12 protein-coding genes are annotated in these 18,000 nt (G+C 74.9%); 10 read left to right on the forward strand and 2 right to left on the reverse strand.

What is annotated here, in order from left to right; all coding sequences use genetic code 11:
* Window positions 1-27: 27 nt before the first annotated feature.
* The 10 genes from ACZ66Z_RS19950 to ACZ66Z_RS19995 all read left to right on the forward strand — a co-directional run bounded on the left by ACZ66Z_RS19950 (window position 28) and on the right by ACZ66Z_RS19995 (window position 12,717).
* Complete coding sequence (locus ACZ66Z_RS19950) at window positions 28-822, forward strand: glycosyltransferase (RefSeq protein ID WP_469935669.1); 795 nt, start codon at window positions 28-30, stop codon at window positions 820-822.
* 165 nt (window positions 823-987) lie between these two features.
* Window positions 988-1,395 carry a hypothetical protein gene (locus ACZ66Z_RS19955; protein WP_469935671.1) on the forward strand — a complete coding sequence of 136 codons (408 nt, stop codon included), beginning with the start codon at window positions 988-990 and terminating at the stop codon, window positions 1,393-1,395.
* Window positions 1,395-2,144, forward strand: coding sequence for a glycosyltransferase (locus tag ACZ66Z_RS19960; protein ID WP_469935673.1), 750 nt, complete (start codon window positions 1,395-1,397; stop codon window positions 2,142-2,144). Before ACZ66Z_RS19955 ends, ACZ66Z_RS19960 begins: the two co-directional genes overlap by 1 nt.
* Window positions 2,145-2,149: 5 nt before the next feature.
* Window positions 2,150-3,598 (forward strand): glycosyltransferase family 4 protein, encoded by a 1,449-nt coding sequence (locus ACZ66Z_RS19965; protein ID WP_469935675.1) that lies wholly within the window; start codon window positions 2,150-2,152, stop codon window positions 3,596-3,598.
* Window positions 3,595-6,045 carry a lipopolysaccharide biosynthesis protein gene (locus ACZ66Z_RS19970; protein ID WP_469935677.1) on the forward strand — a complete coding sequence of 817 codons (2,451 nt, stop codon included), beginning with the start codon at window positions 3,595-3,597 and terminating at the stop codon, window positions 6,043-6,045. The genes ACZ66Z_RS19965 and ACZ66Z_RS19970 overlap by 4 nt, the downstream gene beginning before the upstream one ends.
* Entirely contained in the window at window positions 6,042-7,877 is a 1,836-nt protein-coding gene (locus ACZ66Z_RS19975; protein WP_469935679.1) for a glycosyltransferase, read from the forward strand. Before ACZ66Z_RS19970 ends, ACZ66Z_RS19975 begins: the two co-directional genes overlap by 4 nt.
* Complete coding sequence (locus tag ACZ66Z_RS19980; protein ID WP_469935681.1) at window positions 7,859-8,719, forward strand: PIG-L family deacetylase; 861 nt, start codon at window positions 7,859-7,861, stop codon at window positions 8,717-8,719. Before ACZ66Z_RS19975 ends, ACZ66Z_RS19980 begins: the two co-directional genes overlap by 19 nt.
* Window positions 8,716-10,368, forward strand: a complete 1,653-nt coding sequence (locus ACZ66Z_RS19985; RefSeq protein ID WP_469935683.1) for a phospholipid carrier-dependent glycosyltransferase — start codon at window positions 8,716-8,718, stop codon at window positions 10,366-10,368. The genes ACZ66Z_RS19980 and ACZ66Z_RS19985 overlap by 4 nt, the downstream gene beginning before the upstream one ends.
* Window positions 10,355-11,449, forward strand: a complete 1,095-nt coding sequence (locus ACZ66Z_RS19990; RefSeq protein WP_469935685.1) for a glycosyltransferase family 4 protein — start codon at window positions 10,355-10,357, stop codon at window positions 11,447-11,449. Before ACZ66Z_RS19985 ends, ACZ66Z_RS19990 begins: the two co-directional genes overlap by 14 nt.
* Window positions 11,446-12,717, forward strand: a complete 1,272-nt coding sequence (locus ACZ66Z_RS19995; protein ID WP_469935687.1) for a beta-galactosidase — start codon at window positions 11,446-11,448, stop codon at window positions 12,715-12,717. Before ACZ66Z_RS19990 ends, ACZ66Z_RS19995 begins: the two co-directional genes overlap by 4 nt.
* On the opposite strand, the gene ACZ66Z_RS20000 is transcribed toward ACZ66Z_RS19995, so the two are convergent.
* Together ACZ66Z_RS20000 and ACZ66Z_RS20005 are read right to left on the reverse strand one after the other, a co-directional pair.
* Window positions 12,708-13,496, reverse strand: coding sequence for a class I SAM-dependent methyltransferase (locus ACZ66Z_RS20000; protein WP_469935688.1), 789 nt, complete (start codon window positions 13,494-13,496; stop codon window positions 12,708-12,710). The genes ACZ66Z_RS19995 and ACZ66Z_RS20000 overlap by 10 nt on opposite strands.
* Window positions 13,496-17,986 (reverse strand): aminotransferase class I/II-fold pyridoxal phosphate-dependent enzyme, encoded by a 4,491-nt coding sequence (locus ACZ66Z_RS20005; RefSeq protein ID WP_469935689.1) that lies wholly within the window; start codon window positions 17,984-17,986, stop codon window positions 13,496-13,498. The genes ACZ66Z_RS20000 and ACZ66Z_RS20005 overlap by 1 nt, the downstream gene beginning before the upstream one ends.
* Window positions 17,987-18,000 lie beyond the last annotated feature (14 nt).

Raw genomic sequence — 18,000 nt, forward strand, 5'->3', positions numbered from 1 at the left:
GTGGTCCCTCATGAGCGGCGGGCCCTTATGAGCAGCGATTCGCACCCCCTGCGCCGGTCGACCGACCGGACGCCCCGCTCCGGCACCCGGACGGTGAGCCTCGTCCTCACGGTCCGCCCCGGCGGCGGGCGTCCCGGAGCGGCGCTCGACCGGCTCCTCGACCAGGTGCCGCCGAGCGTGCGGGAGGTCGTCCTGGTCGGCGGACCCGCCGGGGAGGGCGCCGTGCGCGAGGGGCTCCGGGTGCTCCGGCTCGGCGCCTGGGACTCCACCCGGGGCGACATCCCGCACGCGGCCCTGCTCGCGACGACCGGCGACCTGGTCGTCCTGATGAACGCCGACGGCACCATGTCGCCGCACGAGATCCCGCATTACCTGCATTACCTGGAAAGCGGTTACGACTTCGTGAAGGGCTCGCGTTTCATCGCGGGCGGCGACTACGCCGACTATCCGCTGTCGCGGCGCCTCGGACACCGCGCGCTGCTGCGGCTCGCACGTCGGCTGTACGGTCAGCACCTCACGGATCTCTGGTACGGATTCTGCGCGTTCCGGCGCCCTTTCGTCGATCTTCTCGACCTGCGCGAGGACGGCGTCGAGCTCGGGGCCGAACTCGTCACGCACGCGCTGCACTACGGGCTGCGCGTCGCCGAGGTGCCGAGCCTCGAACTGCCGCGCCGTCACGAGCGCCGTCACGATCCGTCGCACCCCCGCACGATCCGCGACGGCGCCCGCATCCTCGGCACCCTCGTCCACGAGCGGCCGCACAACGTCCTGTCGCGCCTGGCGCGCGGGGCCTTCCGTCGTTCCCGGGACGCGCCCGGTTGACGAAACGCACCGAAGGGTGCTAACGCTAGGGGAAGCAACATTTCAGGACAAAGCAGACCCTGAGCGCACATCTTCGACAGGGTCGGTTGACCGAAGAGGCTCGTCGTGACCTCACAGCCCCTCAGCCGAACGCCGGTGGCACCCGTTCCGCACCCGCTGCGACGCGTGACCGACTGGCCCCTCGCCGATGCCGGGCGCCGCTCGCTCCGCCGCTCCCCGCGCACCGCCGCCCACCCGACCCGCCGGGCGTCCGACCGGATCGCCCTCGGCGTCCCCCGGCCCCTGGCCTGCAGGCCGCACGGCGCCGGGCGCCGGCGGCGGGCCCGCACGACCCGCACGCGCGCGGCGGGGCGCGGCCGGGGCTCGGGCCGGTCGTCCGGCCCATCGGACCCACCGGGCCCGTCCGGTTCGTCCCGCCGCTCCGGCCCGGCCCGCCCCCCGGCCCCCTCGGGTCCGCCCGCCTCCCCCCGCACGGCTGACGGCGCCGTCCACCGCGCCCTCGTCCCCGTCCCGAACCCCCGCGCGACCGTGCGCCCCGCGCCCCGCGCCGTCCCCCGAGGAGGCGAGGCGTGATGGCAGCCGCGCGCGTCCACGTACCGCTCCCCCGCCGGCTGGTCCGACCGCCGGTGGAACTGGAACTCCTGATCCCCGCGTTCAACGAGCAGCGCCGGCTGCCCTCGACCGTGGCCGCGACCGTCGACTACCTGGCCGGACGGCCCTGGTCCTCGGCGGTCGTCGTGGTCGACAACAACAGCGTCGACGGCACGCTCGACGTCCTCGGGCGTTTCGCCGGCTCCTCCGTCCCGGTCCACGCCATCGGCTGCAGCGACCAGGGCAAGGGCGCGGCGGTCCGGCGCGGGATCGAGACCTCCTCGGCCCGGTTCGTCGGCTTCGCCGACGCGGACAACGCCACGCCCGTGGAGACCCTGGACCGGGTCATGGGGCTGCTGCGGGCGGGGCACGGCGCCGTCATCGCCTCCCGCCACGCGCCCGGCGCGCACCTCGCCGTGGAACAGCCGCTGCTGCGGCGCGGCGGCGGCCTGCTCTTCCGCACGCTGGCGCACCTGTCGCTCCCCGGTGTCGCCGACACCCAGTGCGGCTTCAAGTTCTTCCCCGGGCCACTGGCGCGGTCGATCGTGCGGGACTGCCGCATCGACGGCTTCGCCTTCGACGTCGAGCTGCTCGCCCGGGTCGTGAGGGCCGGACGGGACGTGGTGGAGGTTCCCGTGGCCTGGCACGACGTGCCCGGCTCGACGTTCTCGGCACGGCGCGACGGACTGCGCTCGATGGCCGACCTGCTGCGGATCTCGCTGGCCCGGTGATCGCCGTGACCGCACTCGACCGGCTCGCCCGCACCGACCTCGCCTTCCTCAACTGGCGCGACCCCGCCCACCCCGACGCCGGCGGAGCCGAGACGTACTGCTGGGAGATCGCCCGGCGGTTCGCGGCGGCCGGAGCCCACGTCACCCTCGTCTCGTCGCGGCACCCCGGCTCGCGCGCCCTGGAGTACCGCGACGGGGTCCGCGTCGTGCGCGGCGGCGGCACCTTCGGGGTGTACGCGGCCACCGCCGCCCACCTGCTGCGGAACCGTCACGCGTACGACGCCGTGATCGACTTCCAGAACGGGATCCCGTTCTTCTCCCCGCTCTTCACCCCCCGGTGGACCGCCGACATCTGCGTCCTCCACCACGTCCACCAGCAGCAGTTCGACACCAGGTTCCGCTGGCCCCTGAACTCGGTGGGGCGGGTCCTGGAGAAGCAGGTCAGCCGGCGGGTGTACCGGGGCCGGCCGATGGTGGTCGTCTCGCCCTCCACCCGCGAGGGCGCCCGCCGCGAACTCGGCTTCGGCAATCCGATCCACATCGTCCCCAACGGGCGCTCCGGCCCCGGGCCCACGGCCCCGGCCGGGCAGCGGTCCGACAGCCCCGTGCTGACCGTCGTCAGCCGGCTCGTCCCGCAGAAGCGGGTCGACCTGATCCTCCGGGCCGTGCCCGCGCTGCTGCGCCGTCGTCCGGAGCTGCGCGTAGACCTGTGCGGGGACGGCCCCGAGGCCGATCGCCTGCGGAAGCTCGCCGCCGAGCTGGGCGTGGGCTCCGCCGTCGTCTTCCACGGGCACGTGACCGAGGAGCGCAAGCAGGAACTGTTCCACCGCGCGTGGCTGACCGTCGTGCCGTCCGTCGCCGAGGGCTGGGGGCTCGCCGTCATCGAGGCGAACGCCGTCGGCACCCCCGCCCTCGCCTTCGACGTGCCGGGACTGCGGGACGCGATCCGGCCCGGCGTCAACGGCTGGCTGCTCGACCCGGAGACGGACCTCGCGGACGGCGTCGCCGCCGCGCTCGACGCGCTGTCCACGGCGGAGGCGCGGCGCCTCGCCGCGCTCCGGTGCCGGGCCTGGGCCGACTCCTTCTCCTGGGACGCCAGCGCCGAACGGCTCGCCCAGGTCGTCCTGGAGGACCTCCAGCGCATCCACCGCCACCGGCGTTCCCGCCGCTCCGCCAACGACCTGTCGGTGCTCACCCGCTTCACCTCGGCCGACCCCGACACGACCGAACGGACGCTGCGGAGCTCCCTGCGCCAGACCGACGTCTGGAACCGTGCGGGCGACACCTTCCGGCTGCTCCTCCACGGCTGCGACGAGGTGCGGGCGCTGAGCGCCCTGGACCGCCTCGACGTCGACGAGGCCGACGTCTCCCTGGCGAGCGGTCACGACGTCCTGCTCGGTACGGCGGAGCCCGACGGGCCCGCCACGGGCCGGCCTCCGGGGCGGCGGCCGTGACCCCCGCCGGCTCCGTCGCCACCCGGGCGCCCGTGCAGCAGGACGAGGCCAGGGCGGTGCACGGCGCACGCTGGATAGCCACCGCCGTCCTCGTGGTCGGCGTGCTGAACTACGCGTACTCCCTGGTTCTCACCCGGCTCCTCGACGTCTCCGAGTACGCCACCTTCGCCGCCGGTCAGGGCCTCCTCGTGTGCACCGCCGCGGTGGCCGTGGTGACCGTCCCCTGGATGCTGGCGCAGGCCCTGGCCCGCGCCCGTTCGGACACCGAACGCGGCGAGGCGGTGAGCTTCGCCGTGATCACGGCGTTCGCCGGCGGCGCCGTGGCCGCGATCGTGGTGGCCTGTGTGTCCCTGGGGTTCGCGAGCGGGGCGACGGCCCTGGTCGTCGCGGCCGGCACCCTGGGCGTGTACGTCACACGGGTCAGCGCGGGCTGGCTCCAGGGCACCGAACGGCTGCGGACGCTCGCCGTCCTCACCGCCCTGGAGGCCTTCCTCAAGTTCGGCGTGGGGCTGTTCCTGGTCACGGCGCTCGGCATGGGCGAGACGGGCGCCCTCGCCGCCTTCGGGATCGCCGTCCTGCCGTACGTGTTCGTCCGGCCGCACCGGTTCCCCGGCACCTCGCGCCGCCCGTGGCGGGCGGTGGGCGTCGACCGGCGGCTGTGGCGGAAGGCGATGGGCGTCGCCTCGCTCCAGGGCGTGGTCGCGATGCTCGCCGCCGTGGACATCGTCCTCGTCGCGATACTGCCCACCGACCGGGCCGCGGCGGCCAGTTACCAGGCGGCCGTGATGCTGGGCCGGGTGCCGCTCTTCCTCGCCGGCGCCGTCTCCATCGCCTTCCTGCCCGCCCTGTCGCGGCGGCGGGCGGGCGATCCGCTGACGGCGAGCGCGCTGCGGATGTACCTCACGGTGGCGCTGCCCCTGACGACGGTGGCGGCGACGGCGCCCGGCGCCCTGCTCGCGGAGATCTTCCCCCCGGGATATTCTATGATCGCAACCCTGATGGCCTGCACGGCGACGTCGGGCCTCGCGCTCGGTGCCCTCGCCCTGCTCGTGACCTTCGCCCAGGCGGTCAACGACTACGCCTGTCTGCGGACCCTCCTCGCCGGTCTCGCCGTCTACGTGACCGGCCTGGCGTCCGGCTGGGCCGTCGGCGGGGTGCTCGGCATGGCGATCGGCGGACTGTGCGGGACGGCCACCGCCCTGGTGCTGCTCGTCGCGCGGCACGCCCGCCTGCACGGCTTCGGCACGGCGGAGCGGCCCTTCGGCCGCGTGGTGCTGCCGCTGCTCGTGCTCGCCTGCGCGCTGGCCCTGCTCCGCCCGTACGCCCACGCCTGGTTCGCCGCCGCCGTGCTGGTCACGGCCGTCACGCTGTGGCGCTTCTTCGGACGGCGCGGCGCGCCCGTCCCGGCGGCGGGCGCCGCCGGGGACGGGGCGCCGGCCGCGCCCCCGGGCCCGGCCGCGGAGTCCGGCGCCGGTCGGCCCGGTACGGGGGCGCCGGTCGACGACGAGCGGCCGACGACGCGGACCGCGGCCCCCGACGAGCGGTCCGTGGCCCTGCTCGTCGACGCCGTCTGGCGGGGCCGGGTCCGGCCCGCCGGTGACGGGGAGCTGCCCGGCGCGCTGGCCGCCGCCCGACGCAACCAGGTCGAGGGCCGGCTGGCCCGCGCCTACCCCCGGCAGCTCGCGGCGACGCTCGACGAGGTGGAGAGCGCGACCGCGCTGTTCCGGCGGAACCTCGTGGAGTCCACGGACCGGCTGCGGGCGGCGGGCATCCCGACCGTCCTGATCAAGGCCGACCTCTCGGGCGACTACGTGTACGGGAACTTCGACCTGGTGGTGCCCCCGGGCCGGCTGCCGGCGGCGCAGGAGGCGCTCGACGGCTGGTCCGCGCACCGCTCGGTCTACTGGCTGGAGCGGACCAGCAAGGTGCTCCTGGAGCCGCCGACCGGCCCGGCCGCGCATCTGCACGGCTCGGTCTCCTGGTTCGGGGTGCCGGTGGTGCCCACCGAGCGGCTGTTCGCGCGGGCCGTGCCCGCGGACGAGGGCGGGGGCTGTGCCTGGCTGACGCCGTGTCCGTCCGACCGGCTGCGGATCTGGCTGGCGCACGCCCTCTTCCAGAACCTGGCCTTCGACCTGTCCGAGCTCCTCGCGCTGCGGCCCCTGCTGCGCCCCGAAGTGATCGCCGAGGCCTGCCGGGAGGCGGCCCGCGAAGGCTGGGGCACGAGCGGCCGTGCGGCGCTCGTGCTCGCCGTCGGGGCGATGGCGCGGCTCGACCGGGGCGAGCCCGTCCCGCTGCCGCTGCCGCTGCCCGCGGGGACCTCCCTCCGGGCCGGGGCCGAGCACTCCGGGCACCTCCTCGGCGCGGGCCGGTTCCGGGCCGCGGCGCGCGAGGCGTCCCTGCGGATCCCCCTGGTAACGGCCAAGAAGCTGCGGAGGCGGGTGTCATGACGACCTTCCGAGGCCCTCTGCTCGTCGCGGTGTCGGGACCGGACGGCGCGGGCAAGTCCTCTCTGGTGCGCCGGCTGTCGACGTTGCTCCGCGAGCGCGGGGTCACCGTCGTCACCACACACTGCTACGGCTGCTTCCTGTGCCGCCGGTTCCCGGTTCCGCCCCGCGCGGGGGAGCCGGACGGGGACGGGTGCGGACGACGCGCCTCGGACCCCGAGTGCCGGGGACCCCGGCTGCGGCGTGCCCACGCGTTCCTCGACGCGGGCGAGCTCGCGGCCCGGATCGCCGCGACCCGGCTGCTCGCGCGGGCACGGGCGCGCGGCGGGCCGGCCGTGGTCGTGACGGACCGGGGGCCGCTCGACGCGCTGGTGAAGTTCGACCTGCCGGCCTCCTCCGGAGCGGCGTCCGTCCTCCGCCGGATCGCCGACCGCTACGGCCTGACCCTGCTGGTGGAGACCGGGCCCGAGACGCTGCGAAGCCGCGGCTGGGAGGAGATCGCCGGACCGCCGACCGTCTGGTGGACCCGCTACCGGAACTGGTCGGGGAGCCTGCCGGGGATCGCGCGCCTCGACGGCGAGCGGGGTCCGTCCCTGGTGGCGGACACGGCCCTGGAGCGGATCCTCGACGAGGTGCGGACGCGCGGACGGGCGGCCGCCGTGCCGGAGCGCGAGGCGGCCGGGGACCGGCGGCACGTGGTGCTGTCGACCTACGACGACGCGGACAACCCGGCCTACCGGGGCGGCGGGGCGCTGGTGGTCGCCAAGGTGGCACGGCGGCTGGCGGAGGACTTCCGGGTGACGGTCGTGACGGCGGGCCGGCGCGGCGGCACCGAGGACCGGGACGGCATCCGGTACGTCCGGCTGCCGGTGGGCCGGGCCGGGCCGCGCGCCGGGCAGTTGCTGTTCCTCCTGGCGCTGCCGTTCGCGGCCCGTCGGATTCGGCACGACCTGTGGCTGGAGAGCTTCACCCCCCCGTTCTCGACGAGCTTCCTGCCCCTGACGAGCCGCGCCCCCGTGGTCGGCATCGACCAGGGCCGCAGCGCGGAGGCGCTGTGGCGGCGGTACCACGTCCCGTTCGTCCTGGTCGAGCGTCTCGGACTGCGCTGCTACCGGCACATCGTGGTGCTGAACACGGCGGACGGTTCGGCGGTCCGCCGGCTCAGCCCGCGGGCCGACGTGCAGGTCATCCCCAACGGGGTGGAGCAGCACCGGATCGACGGGTCCCTCCTCGGGAGCGGGCAGTTCATCCTCTTCCTGGGCCGGATCGACACCTGGGGCAAGGGCATCGACCTGTTGCTCGACGCCTACGACCGGGCCCGGCCCCCGCTCGACCTGCTCCTCGCGGGCAGCGGCACCCCGGCCGAGGAGCGCCGGCTCGCCGCGATGGTCGCCGCCCGCTCCCGCGGCCCGGAGCCCCGGATCCACTGGGTGGGCTTCGCCGAGGAGGAACGCAAGCGGCAACTGCTGCGCGACAGCGCCTTCCTGGTGATGCCGTCGCGGCACGAGACCTTCGGTCTGGTGGCCCTGGAGGGCATGTCGTACGGCAAGCCCGTGCTGCACTTCGACCTGCCCTCGCTGCGCTGGATGCGCGACGGCGGCGACGTGGCCGTGCCGCCCTTCGACGTGGCGGCGTTCGGGACGCGCATGACCGAGCTGGCCACCGACACGGCGCTCCGCCGCCGGCTGGGCCACCGCGCCGGGATCGCGGCGCGGCACTACACGTGGAACGAGGCGACGGGTCGTTACCTGGCCCTGGCCCACCGGCTTCTGGACCCGCCCACCGCCGTGAGGCGGTCGAGGAGGAGGGGTGCGTCATGGCAGACGACCCGCTGACCGAATTCGTCCGTACCGTCGTCGGCTCCGGCGTCCCGGTGCTCGTGCTCTCGCCGCACCTGGACGACGCCGTCCTGTCCTGCGGCGCGCTGCTCGGCCGGGCGGGGCGGCGGGCGTCGGTGACGGTCGCCTCGCTGTTCACGGAAGCCGCGCCACCGCCGTACACCCTCTCCGCCCGGCAGTACCTGAAGCAGACCCGTGCCGGGGACGCGGAGGAGCTGTTCGCGGAGCGGCGCGAGGAGGACCGGCGGGTCCTGGAGCCGCTCGACGTCGGCTGGCGTCACGTCGGCCTGGTCGACGGGCTGTTCCGGCGGCTGCCGCGGGCCCGCCCCGGCACGGAGCGGCTGGCCCGACTCTTCCCCGAACTGGCGCACGTGTACCCGACGTACCGCCTGCACCTGTCCCGGGGCCGGATCTCCGCGCACGACGACGCCACCCTGGGCGTGGTCGGGGAGACGATCGACGCGCTGCTGCCCGCCCGCTCCGGCGGCCTGCTGCTCGCGCCCCTGGGCGTGGGCGGGCACGCCGACCACGTGCTGGTCCGCACCGCCGCCGAGCGCAGCGGCCGCGGCGTCGTGTACTACAGCGACTTCCCGTACAACCAGACGTCCGCCGCCGACGCGGAGTTCACCCGCCGGCACCGGCTGGTGGCGTACGCCTGGGAACGGGACCTCGACCGGAAGGCGGAGCTCGTCCGGGGCTACCGCACCCAGGCCGACGCGCTGTTCCCCGGAGGCCGCGTTCCGCGCGCGCCCGAGGTGTACCTGCTGCCCGAGACCGGACTCCGGACCGCCGGCCGGCCGGCCGGCACCGGGGCGCGGACCGCCGGGGGTGTGCCGTGACCGCCCCGCACACCGCTTCCGCGCCCGTCGGGACCGCCCCGGAGGCATCGCCGTCCGCGCGTGCGCCCCGGCGGCGCGCCCCCCTCCCCGCCGGGGTGTACGCGGCCCTGGCGGCGCTGCTGACCGTGACGCTGCGCCTGATGGAGATCGGGCGGGCGGGAGACGTGTTCGTCGACGAGCCGATCTACCGGCGTCTCGGCGACAGCGCCGCCGCGGGCGGCTTCCCCCGGACCGACGAGGGACTGTTCTTCCTCCACCCGCCCGGTTACTTCTACGTCGAGGCGGGCTGGACGAAGCTCGTCGGGGAGCACCCGGACGTCATCGCGGGCGTGCACTCCTCGCGGGTGCTCAACTCCCTGCTCGCCGGGGTGACCGCGGCCCTCCTCGTCCTCCTGGTCGCCCGGGTGCGCTCACGCGGCGCCGGCGCGGTCGCCGGGCTGCTGTTCGCCCTCGACCAGTTCTGCGTCCGGCAGAACGACCGGGTCCTCCTGGAGACCTCCACGATGATGTGGGTCCTCGCCGGCTACCTGGTCCTGGTGGGCCTCGCCCGCCCCGATCCGCCGGGGCGCCCCCGCGCCCGGGCGCTGCTCGCCGGGGTGTTCCTGGGCCTCGCGGTCCTGACGAAGGACCACGCGGCCCTGATCGCCGTGCTGCCGCTGCTCGTCGCCCTGCTCCTCGGCTGGGGGCCGCCCCGCCGGCTGGTGGCGCTGACCCTGTCGGTGACGGTGCTCTCGTACGCGGTGTACGTGGCGCTCGTCGCCGGCTTCGGGCACCTCGAACCCTTCTGGGAGGCCAAGACGGCCGGGGTGCGGCGGCTGCTCGGACTGCTGCAGGAGACCGGCTTCAACGCGGCGGGCACGCCCTCGCTCTCGGGCCGGCTCGTCGCCGAACTCCCGGGCTACGCGAGCACGTACCTGCTGCTCGCCCTGACCCCGGTGGCGCTGGTGCTGCTGTGGCGCCGCAAGGAACCCGTGTACCGGCTCCTCGCGCTCTTCCACGCCTCCGCGATCCTGACCCTGGGGTACGCGCTGGCCTTCGGGACCCTGGAGGAGCAGGCCCTGTACCTGCTGTTCGTGCCGAACCTGGTGGCGCTCGCGGTGACCGTGCCGGTGCCGTCCCGGCACCGGCGCGGGCTGCGGGTGCTGGCCGGCGGCGTCCTGCTCGCGGTGCTCGCCACTCCCGCCGCCGTGTACGCCCAGAGCCGTTGGGCGCCCGACGACGGCTTCGTGCGCCTCCGGGCGTATCTGCTCACGCACGTCCCGGCGGGCAGCGGCATCGTCACGGTCGACGGGCAGCGGACGCGCGGCGTGACGTCCTGGACGCTCGACGACACCTACCGGCTCGGCCACTGGGTGACGCCCGGCGAACGGGCCGCCGCGAACGCCGGCTACCTGATCGTCCCGTGGCGGGTCGTCGAGCAGGGATACGGCCGTTCCCCCCTCGCCGAGGTGCGGCGGCTGACCGAGGGGCTGCGGCCCCTGGCCGCCTACCACGGGCACACGTACGGCACGCTGGCCCTGTACCGGCTGCCCGCGCCGCTGCCCGGTCCGGACCTCGCACGCCTCGTCGTGCCCGGCTCCGCCGTGACCGGGCCGCTGCTCCCGGCGCCGGGACCGGCCGCCGCGGAGGTGTCCGATGCGCCACGCTGAGCGGCGCCTCCGTGTCCTCCTCCTGACCAGCAGTCCGCTGGACGGGTCGGAGGGCTGTGACATGCGGCTCGCCGCCGACGTCCTCGGGACCCTCTCCGACGTGGACTTCGTGTGGTTCACCCAGTGGCCGAGGAGGCGGCAGGCCGCGCCGGAGCGCGGCAGGCCGGTCCGCATCGTCTCCCGGGACGGCGTGCCGCACGTCCCCGAGCGCGTGCAGTCCGCGCTCGCCGGGAGCCTGTTCTCCCGCCGTGTCGACCTGGTGCACGCCTTCCTCACCATCGGCCGCACCTTCCCGGCCTTCTCCTGGCTGCGCCCGCTGCTGTTCGACGGACGGCCGGTCGTGCACACCGTGCCCGGCGTGATGGACGAGCGCCATCTCCGGCACGCCCGGCCGCTGGGGACGACGGTCGCCCTGTCCGAGTCCATGGCCCGTCGGCTGCGGGCCGCGGACTTCGGGGACGTCCGCGTCGTCCCTCCCATGATCGGCCTCGACGAGTGGCCGTACCTGCCGCGTCCCGAGGGACTGCCCACGGTCCTCTTCGCCGGGCACCACGATCCGCGCGGCGGGGCGGAGACGGCGATCGAGGCGGCGGCGGAGGCCCACCGGGAAGGGGCCAGGTTCCGGCTGGTGCTCGCGATGCGGGGACGGCCGGGGCAGGACGTCGAGACCCTCGGCAGGGCGCTGCGGGAACGGGCCGAGGCGGCGGGGGTGCCGGACGTCGAGGTGCGCGGGTACGTCGACGACATGCACGCCCTGATCGCCTCCGTCCAGGTCCTGCTGTTCCCGCCGACCTCGCTCGGCGGAAAGGCGGACGTCCCGCTCACCGTGCTCCAGGCGCTGGCCTCGGGACGGCCCTCGATCCTCAGTGACCTGCCCCAGTTCGCCGACTTCGGCCACGCCGTGCTGCGGGCACCGGCGGGCGACGGGCGCCGCACCGGGCAGCAGCTGGCGTGGCTGCTCGGCCAGCCGCGCTCCTGGGACATGCTCGCGGAGCGGGGCCGGGCCCTGGTCGAGGACCGCTTCGGGCCCGAGCGGTTCGCCGCCCGGTACGCGACGCTCTACCGGGAGCTGCTGTCGTGACGGCGCCGTGGTGGGCGGGGGGCCGGGGCGTGCCGGCCGCGCTCGTCGTCCTCGCGGTGCTCCTGCTGCTCGCGGGGGCGTTCCGGGAGCTGCGGCGCGAGTCCGAGCCGCGGCCGTACTGGTACGGCACGCTCCAGACCGATCCCGAGCGGGCGCGCACCGAGTACGACCACGGCATCCGGGTCGCGCACCTGCAGATCGACTGGGGCAGGTTCGAACCGGAGCAGGGCGTGTACGACGAGGGGTACGCACGCGAAGTGCGGGACCGGCTCGGCGCCTTCCGGAGCGCGGGACTGCTCGTCGAGACGAGTCTCGGACTCAACCACCCGCCGTCCTGGCTGGCCGGCGCCTTCCCGGACTCGGTCTACGTGAACCAGTTCGGCGAGCGGTCCACGACCACCCCGAACATCGTGTTCAGCGAGCCCGTGCGGAAGCACGTCGCCGCCTACGCGCGCGCGGTGGACCGGCGGGTCGGCCTCGGCAACTTCTGGGCGGTCCGCGTGGGGATCGACGAGAACGGGGAGTTCGCCTACCCGAAGCCGCGGTCGAAGGACGGGGGACCGGGCGAGTTCTGGGCGTACGACAGCCACGCCCAGGCCGGCTCCCCGTTCCCCGGATGGCGTCCGGGCGAGCGCACGTACCACGGACGGCGGTTCACCCGGGAGGAGGTGACCCGCTGGTACGACTGGTACGCGCGAGCGCTCGCCGGGGCCGTGAACTGGCAGTTCGACCTGTACGCCTCGCTCGGCTACCGGGGACAGTTCAAGGTCCTGATCCCGGGCTCCGGCTTCTACCCCTCCGACCTGCGGGCGGCCGTCGACGCCCGGTTGGCCGGCTCGCCGTCGATCCGGCTCGTCGGGCGCGGCGTGGGCTTCTTCCTGACGCTCGGCCGGGTCGCGCACGGGGACGCGGTGAGGATCGTAACCACCGCCCTGGTGGACGGCACGGGCCACCCCCGGGACAACGGCTGCGCGGCAGAGGACGCCCGGGTCGACGTGTCGGCGCCGGACGACGCGACGGTGCGCGACTGGTCCTCGGCGCGCTGGGTGGCGGCGGTGGCCCGGAGCGCGGGCTTCACCCGGCTGGCCGGGGAGAGCGCGGGCCCGCAGGTGGCCGCGTACCGCGACGGGGTGACGGACACGGCGTACCGGCAGATGGCGTCCTGCGGCCTCGAGGGCATGATGTGGGCCTTCGACCGGCAGCTGTACGACGGGACGCCCGGCTCCTCGCTCGACCGGTACGCGGAGACGATCCGGCGTCACCCCTGAAGCGGCGCGCCCGTGCCCGGCCGTTCGGCGGTGAGCAGCAGGACGCCGGTGTCCCCGTACTCGGGCAGGGTGCGGTCCTTGGCGAGCCCGAGGATCCGCAGCCCGGTGGTACGGGGGTCGAACACGGTCCGCAGGGCGGTCTCGTCGACCGGGCAGGCCGGCCAGACGGGGCCGGTCCCGATGCGGTAGCTCGGCATCCGTTCCATGAAGGCGGCGAGGAGCGTGCCGCCGGGGCGGACGGCGCGGACGAAGGCGTCGCAGAGGGCGGTGAACTCGTCGAAGTCCTCGGTGACGCTCTCGGCGACGAAGTTCATCGAGGCGAGGTCGTAGGTGCCGGGGGCCAGGTCGTCGGCGGTGCCGCGCACGACCCGCACCCGGTGGAGCGCCTCCGCGCAGTCCGCCGGGAGGCCGGGGTCGAGGGAGCGGCACAGGGCGTAGAACGGCCGCCAGCTGTCGTCGACGCCGTGGGCGAGCTGTCCGCGCAGGTAGCGGACGCTCGCGGCGCTGGGTTCGAGGGCGTCGACGGCGCGGCTGGCGGCGCCCGCGAGCATCAGCGGGTACAGGTTGGGACCGGCGCCGAGTTCCAGGGTGCGGGACAGGGCGCCGGGGGCGAAGCGCCGGTAGACGGCGGCGTGGTGGCGGATGACGCCGACGTCGCAGGGGTGGAGCCTGCGGTAGTTCTCGGCGAGGTAGTCGGCGACGGGCCAGTCGTTCCAGTCGGCGTCCCGGTTGCGGCGCACCCGGCCCGCCCGCGGGGGGCCCGGTGGGGTCCGGCCCATCACTCCTCCGCCGGCCGGCCGGCCCCGACGGTGCGGGGGGCCCCGGCGGGCTGCAGGGCGTAGCGCGCGGCGAGCTCCGTGAGGGCCCCGCACAGCTCGTCGATCTCCTCGTCGGTGTTGGCGGCCGTGATCTGGACGCGGAAGCCGACCCGGTCGCGCGGGACGAGCGGGTACGACGCGAGCGTCACGTAGATGCCGCGCTCCCAGAGGAACGTGGCGACGGCGTCGAGGTCCCCGGCGTCGCCCAGGGGGATCTCGATGATCGGCAGTCCGTCGGTGTTGGGGGTGGCGATGCCCAGGCCCCGCACGTGGGCGAGGACGCGGGCCGTCATGCGGTACAGGCGGGCCCTGATCTCGTCGCCGCGCTCGTCGTTGAGGTCGAGTCCGGCGAGGGCGGTGGCGAGCGAGGCGGTCGGCGAGGGTCCCGAGTACAGGTACGGGGCCGCCGCCACCTTGAGGTGGTCCTTGAGCCACTTCGGTACGGCGAGGAAGGCGAGCAGCGAGGAGAACGCCTTGGAGAAGCCGCCGACCAGGACCAGGTCGTCGTAGTTCTCGCCGAGGTGGCGGACGATGCTGTTGCCGCGCGAGCCGTACGGACTGCTCTCGCCGGCGCGGCGCTCCCCGATGACGCCGAAGCCGTGGGCGTCGTCGACGTACAGCAGGGCGCCGTTCTCCCGGCAGATCCGGGCGAGGACGGGCAGGTCGGGGAAGTTGCCGGTCATGCTGTTGACGCCGTCCATGCAGACGAGCCGGCCGGCGTCGGCGGGCGCGCCGCGCAGCAGGCCCGCCAGTTCCTCCGGCCGGTCGGCGCGGAAGCGGTGGACCTCGGCGCCCTGTCCCCGCGCGCCGACGCAGCCGTCGTACACGGTGCGGTGGGCCTGCGCCTCCACGAAGACCTGCCCGGTGCCGGCGAGCAGCGGGATGACGGACTGGTGGATGAGGGTGATGGTGGGCAGCAGCAGGGTGTCGGGGGCGCCGAGGAGTTCGGTGAGCCGCTCCTCGATGTGGGGGTAGAGCCGGGGACTGCCGATGAGCCGGGACCAGCTGGGGTGGGTGCCCCACTTCCGGACCTCGGGTTCGATGGCCTCGATGATGGCGGGTTCGAGGTCGAAGCCGAGGTAGTTGCAGGAGGCGAAGTCGACGAGCCAGTCGTCGCCGACCCGGATGCGGCGGCCGTCGACCTCGTCGATGACGGCGTCGCACATGAGGCTGGTCCGCTGGAGGTGTTCCAGGTCCCGCCAGCGGGACTCGCTCGGGGCCCGGGCGGTGCGGACGGCCGGGGCGGGGCCCGCGAGCCGGACGGCCTGACGGGCGGCGGGCCGGGCGCCGGGCCGGGTGGCCGCGGGCGGGGCGCGGTGCAGATAGGACTCGGCCTGGTGGGCGGTCATGGGGCGGGCGAAGAGGTAGCCCTGCCCGTAGCGGCAGCCCATCTCGGCGAGCAGCGCCCGCTGTTCCTCGTGCTCGATGCCCTCGGCGACGACCTGGAGGCCGAGGACGTCGGCGATGCGCACGATCCCCTCCACGAGCGCCACCTGCTGCGGGTCGGTGGTGATGTCGTCGATGAACGACTTGTCGACCTTGAGGACGTCGATGGGGAACTCGCGGAGGTAGCTGAGGGAGGAGAACCCGGTGCCGAAGTCGTCGATGGCGATGCCGACCCCCAGCTCCTTGAGGGCGGACATGGTGGTCCTGATCTGGGTGTCCCTGCGCATGAGGACGGTCTCGGTGAGCTCCAGGACGAGCGAGCCGGGTGCGAGCCCGGAGGAGTGGAGGGCGCGTCGCACCTCTTCGAGGAACCCGGGGTCGCGGAACTGCCGGGCGGAGACGTTCACGTTGGCCCGCAGCGGAGTGCGGCCGGGGTGGGCGCGCTGCCAGCGGGCGATGTCGAGCGCCGCGTGCTCCAGGACCCAGGCGCCCAGCGGCATGATGTGGCCGCTCTCCTCGGCCAGGGTGATGAACTGGTCGGGCGGCACCATGCCGCGGCGGGCGTGCGGCCAGCGGATGAGCGCTTCGAGGCCAGCCGGGGCCCCGTCCTCCACCTCGACGATCGGCTGGTAGCGCAGGGCGAAGGCGTGGTCGGCGATGGCCCGGTCCATGCCCGCCTGGAGTTCGTGGCGGGCGACGAGCCGGGAGTGGAGCTCGGGGTGGAAGAGCCGCCACCGCTTCTTGCCGGCGGCCTTGGCCGCGTACAGGGCGAGGTCGGCGTGGCCGAGGAGCTCCTCGGCGTGGGCGCTGTCGAGCACGGTCGCGATGCCGACGCTGGTCGACACGGAGACGGCGCCGTCGGTGAGGAGGAACGGCTGGCCGAGGGTGTGCACGATCTCGGCCGCGAGGGCCTCGGCGTCGCGGGGCTCGCGCGCCCCCTCGATGAGGACGGCGAACTCGTCGCCGCCGAGCCGGGCGGCGGTGTCGGTGAGCCGCAGGACCGAGGCGAGACGGCGGGCGACGGCGACGAGCAGCTCGTCGCCGACGGAGTGCCCCATGGTGTCGTTGACGACCTTGAAGTCGTCGATGTCGACGAAGAGCATGCAGGTCAGGGTGGACTCCCGGCGTCCGCGGAGCAGTGCCCGCTCGATGCGTTCGAGGAGCAGGACCCGGTTGGGGAGGCCGGTGAGCGAGTCGTGGAAGGCCCGGTGGGTGAGTTCCCGCTCCAGTTTCCGCTGCTCGGTGACGTCGCGGAGGGTGAGGACGAGGCCGTGGACGGTGCGCTCGTCGCGCAGGTTGCTGCACCGGACCTCGGCCTCCAGCTCCCCGGAGCCGCCGTGCAGCAGCTTCCAGTCGTCCCGGGCGTCGGTGGCGCCGCGGGCGCGCGCGTCGGCGACGAGGCGCAGGGCGCTCGCCGTGTCGGCGGGGGCGAGGAGTTCGGTGAGCGGCGTGCCGGGGAGCAGGGAGCGGCCGAACATGGACTCGGCCGAGGGGCTGGCGTACCGGATGGTGTCGTCGTCGTCCAGGATCAGGATGACGTCCGAGGTGTTGTGCACGAGGGTGCGGAAGTAGGCCTCGCTGGTGCGGCGGTTGACCTCCTCGCTGAGCCCGAAGCGTTCGAGGGCCAGGGCCGCCTGGGAGGCGAGGGACTGGGCGGGGCCCGAGATCTCCGCGAGCTTCTTCTCGGATCCCGCGAAGAGCAGCACCCCGAGCAGTGGCTCGCCCCCGGAGGGGGCCTGGAGCTCCAGGGGGCAGAGCAGGACGTGGGTCTCGGGCGTGATCTCGGCGGCGACGGACGGGTCGAGCCGGGTCAGCGGGAGCAGCCGGGCGCCTTCGGCGACCAGCTCGGGCCAGGGGGTGCCGCGGGGGCGGATCAGCTCGTCGGTGCGGCAGCTCCAGGGGTGTTCCGCGGTGGCCACGGCGGTGAGGCCGCCGCGGCGGTCCCGGACGAGCAGGAGGACCTGGTGGGAGGTGCCGGGCCCGAAGAGGGTCGCGGAGGCCGTCTCGACCGCTCCGGCGACCTCGCGGGGGCTGAGGGCGGCGACGAGGGAGGCGGCGGCGACCCGGAGGCTGCGCTCGCGGGCCTCGGCCTTGCCGTGGTCGTTCATCATGCCCCAGAGCCGGGCGAGGACCAGCAGGAACATCAGGGCCGAGAAGATCGCGATGACGGCGATGTCCTTGTTCTGCGTGTGGCGCAGCGACTGGAGGAGCAGCAGGCCGGGGGCGACGAGGGAGGCCCCGGCGAGCAGCGCGAGCCGTCGTTCGGCGACGCGCGGGGCCGGTTCGGGGGCGCGCTCGGTGAGGCCGGTCATGGAGGGGTGGAGGGCGGCGAGGCCCCAGGCCGTGAAGAAGACGACCCAGCCGAGGTCCCAGGGGGTGCCGACCTGCCAGGTGCCGTCGAGCTGCTTGATGCCGTAGACGACGTCGGAGGCGAGGATGCCGCAGGTGCCGAGGGCGAGGAGCTGCACGGACCGGGAGCGCAGCCCGCCGGGGACGAGGAGCCGGGCGAGCATGGCGAGCATCAGCACGTCGCCGAGGGGATACGCGATGGAGATGGCCTTCTCGAGCCAGGTCATGTCCTCGCTCCGGGCGAGCGGGGTGATGAGGTTGACCCAGCAGAGCAGCGCGAGCCCCGAGGTGAGGGTCAGCGCGTCGAGGAGGACGCCGAGGTCGCGGCCCACGGCCCGGTGGCGGATGAATCCGTAGAGGCCGATCGCGAACAGCGGGTAGGTGATCAGGTAGAGGGCGTCCGCGACGGACGGGAAGGGTCTGGTCTGGCCGAAGAAGGCCTCCAGGGCGTTGTAGGCGGTGTCGCCGCTCACGAAGGCGAGGTTGGCGGCGGCGAGCACCAGCCAGGGCCAGCGCCGGGACGGCCGGTTGCGGTGGACGCCGACGAGGATGGCGACGACGCCGCTGAGTCCGATGAGCGCCCACAGGGTGGTGTGGCGGGCGGGGACCTCCAGGTACGCGACGGTCAGCAGGGTCACGACCAGGAGGTACACCAGGGTCCAGGGGCGCAGGGCGCCGGGCGCCGTGGGCGGCCGGTTCGGCCTGCGCAGCGACATCGTCCACCGCCCCC

The sequence above is a fragment of the Streptomyces sp. NPDC107498 genome (assembly GCF_055582805.1).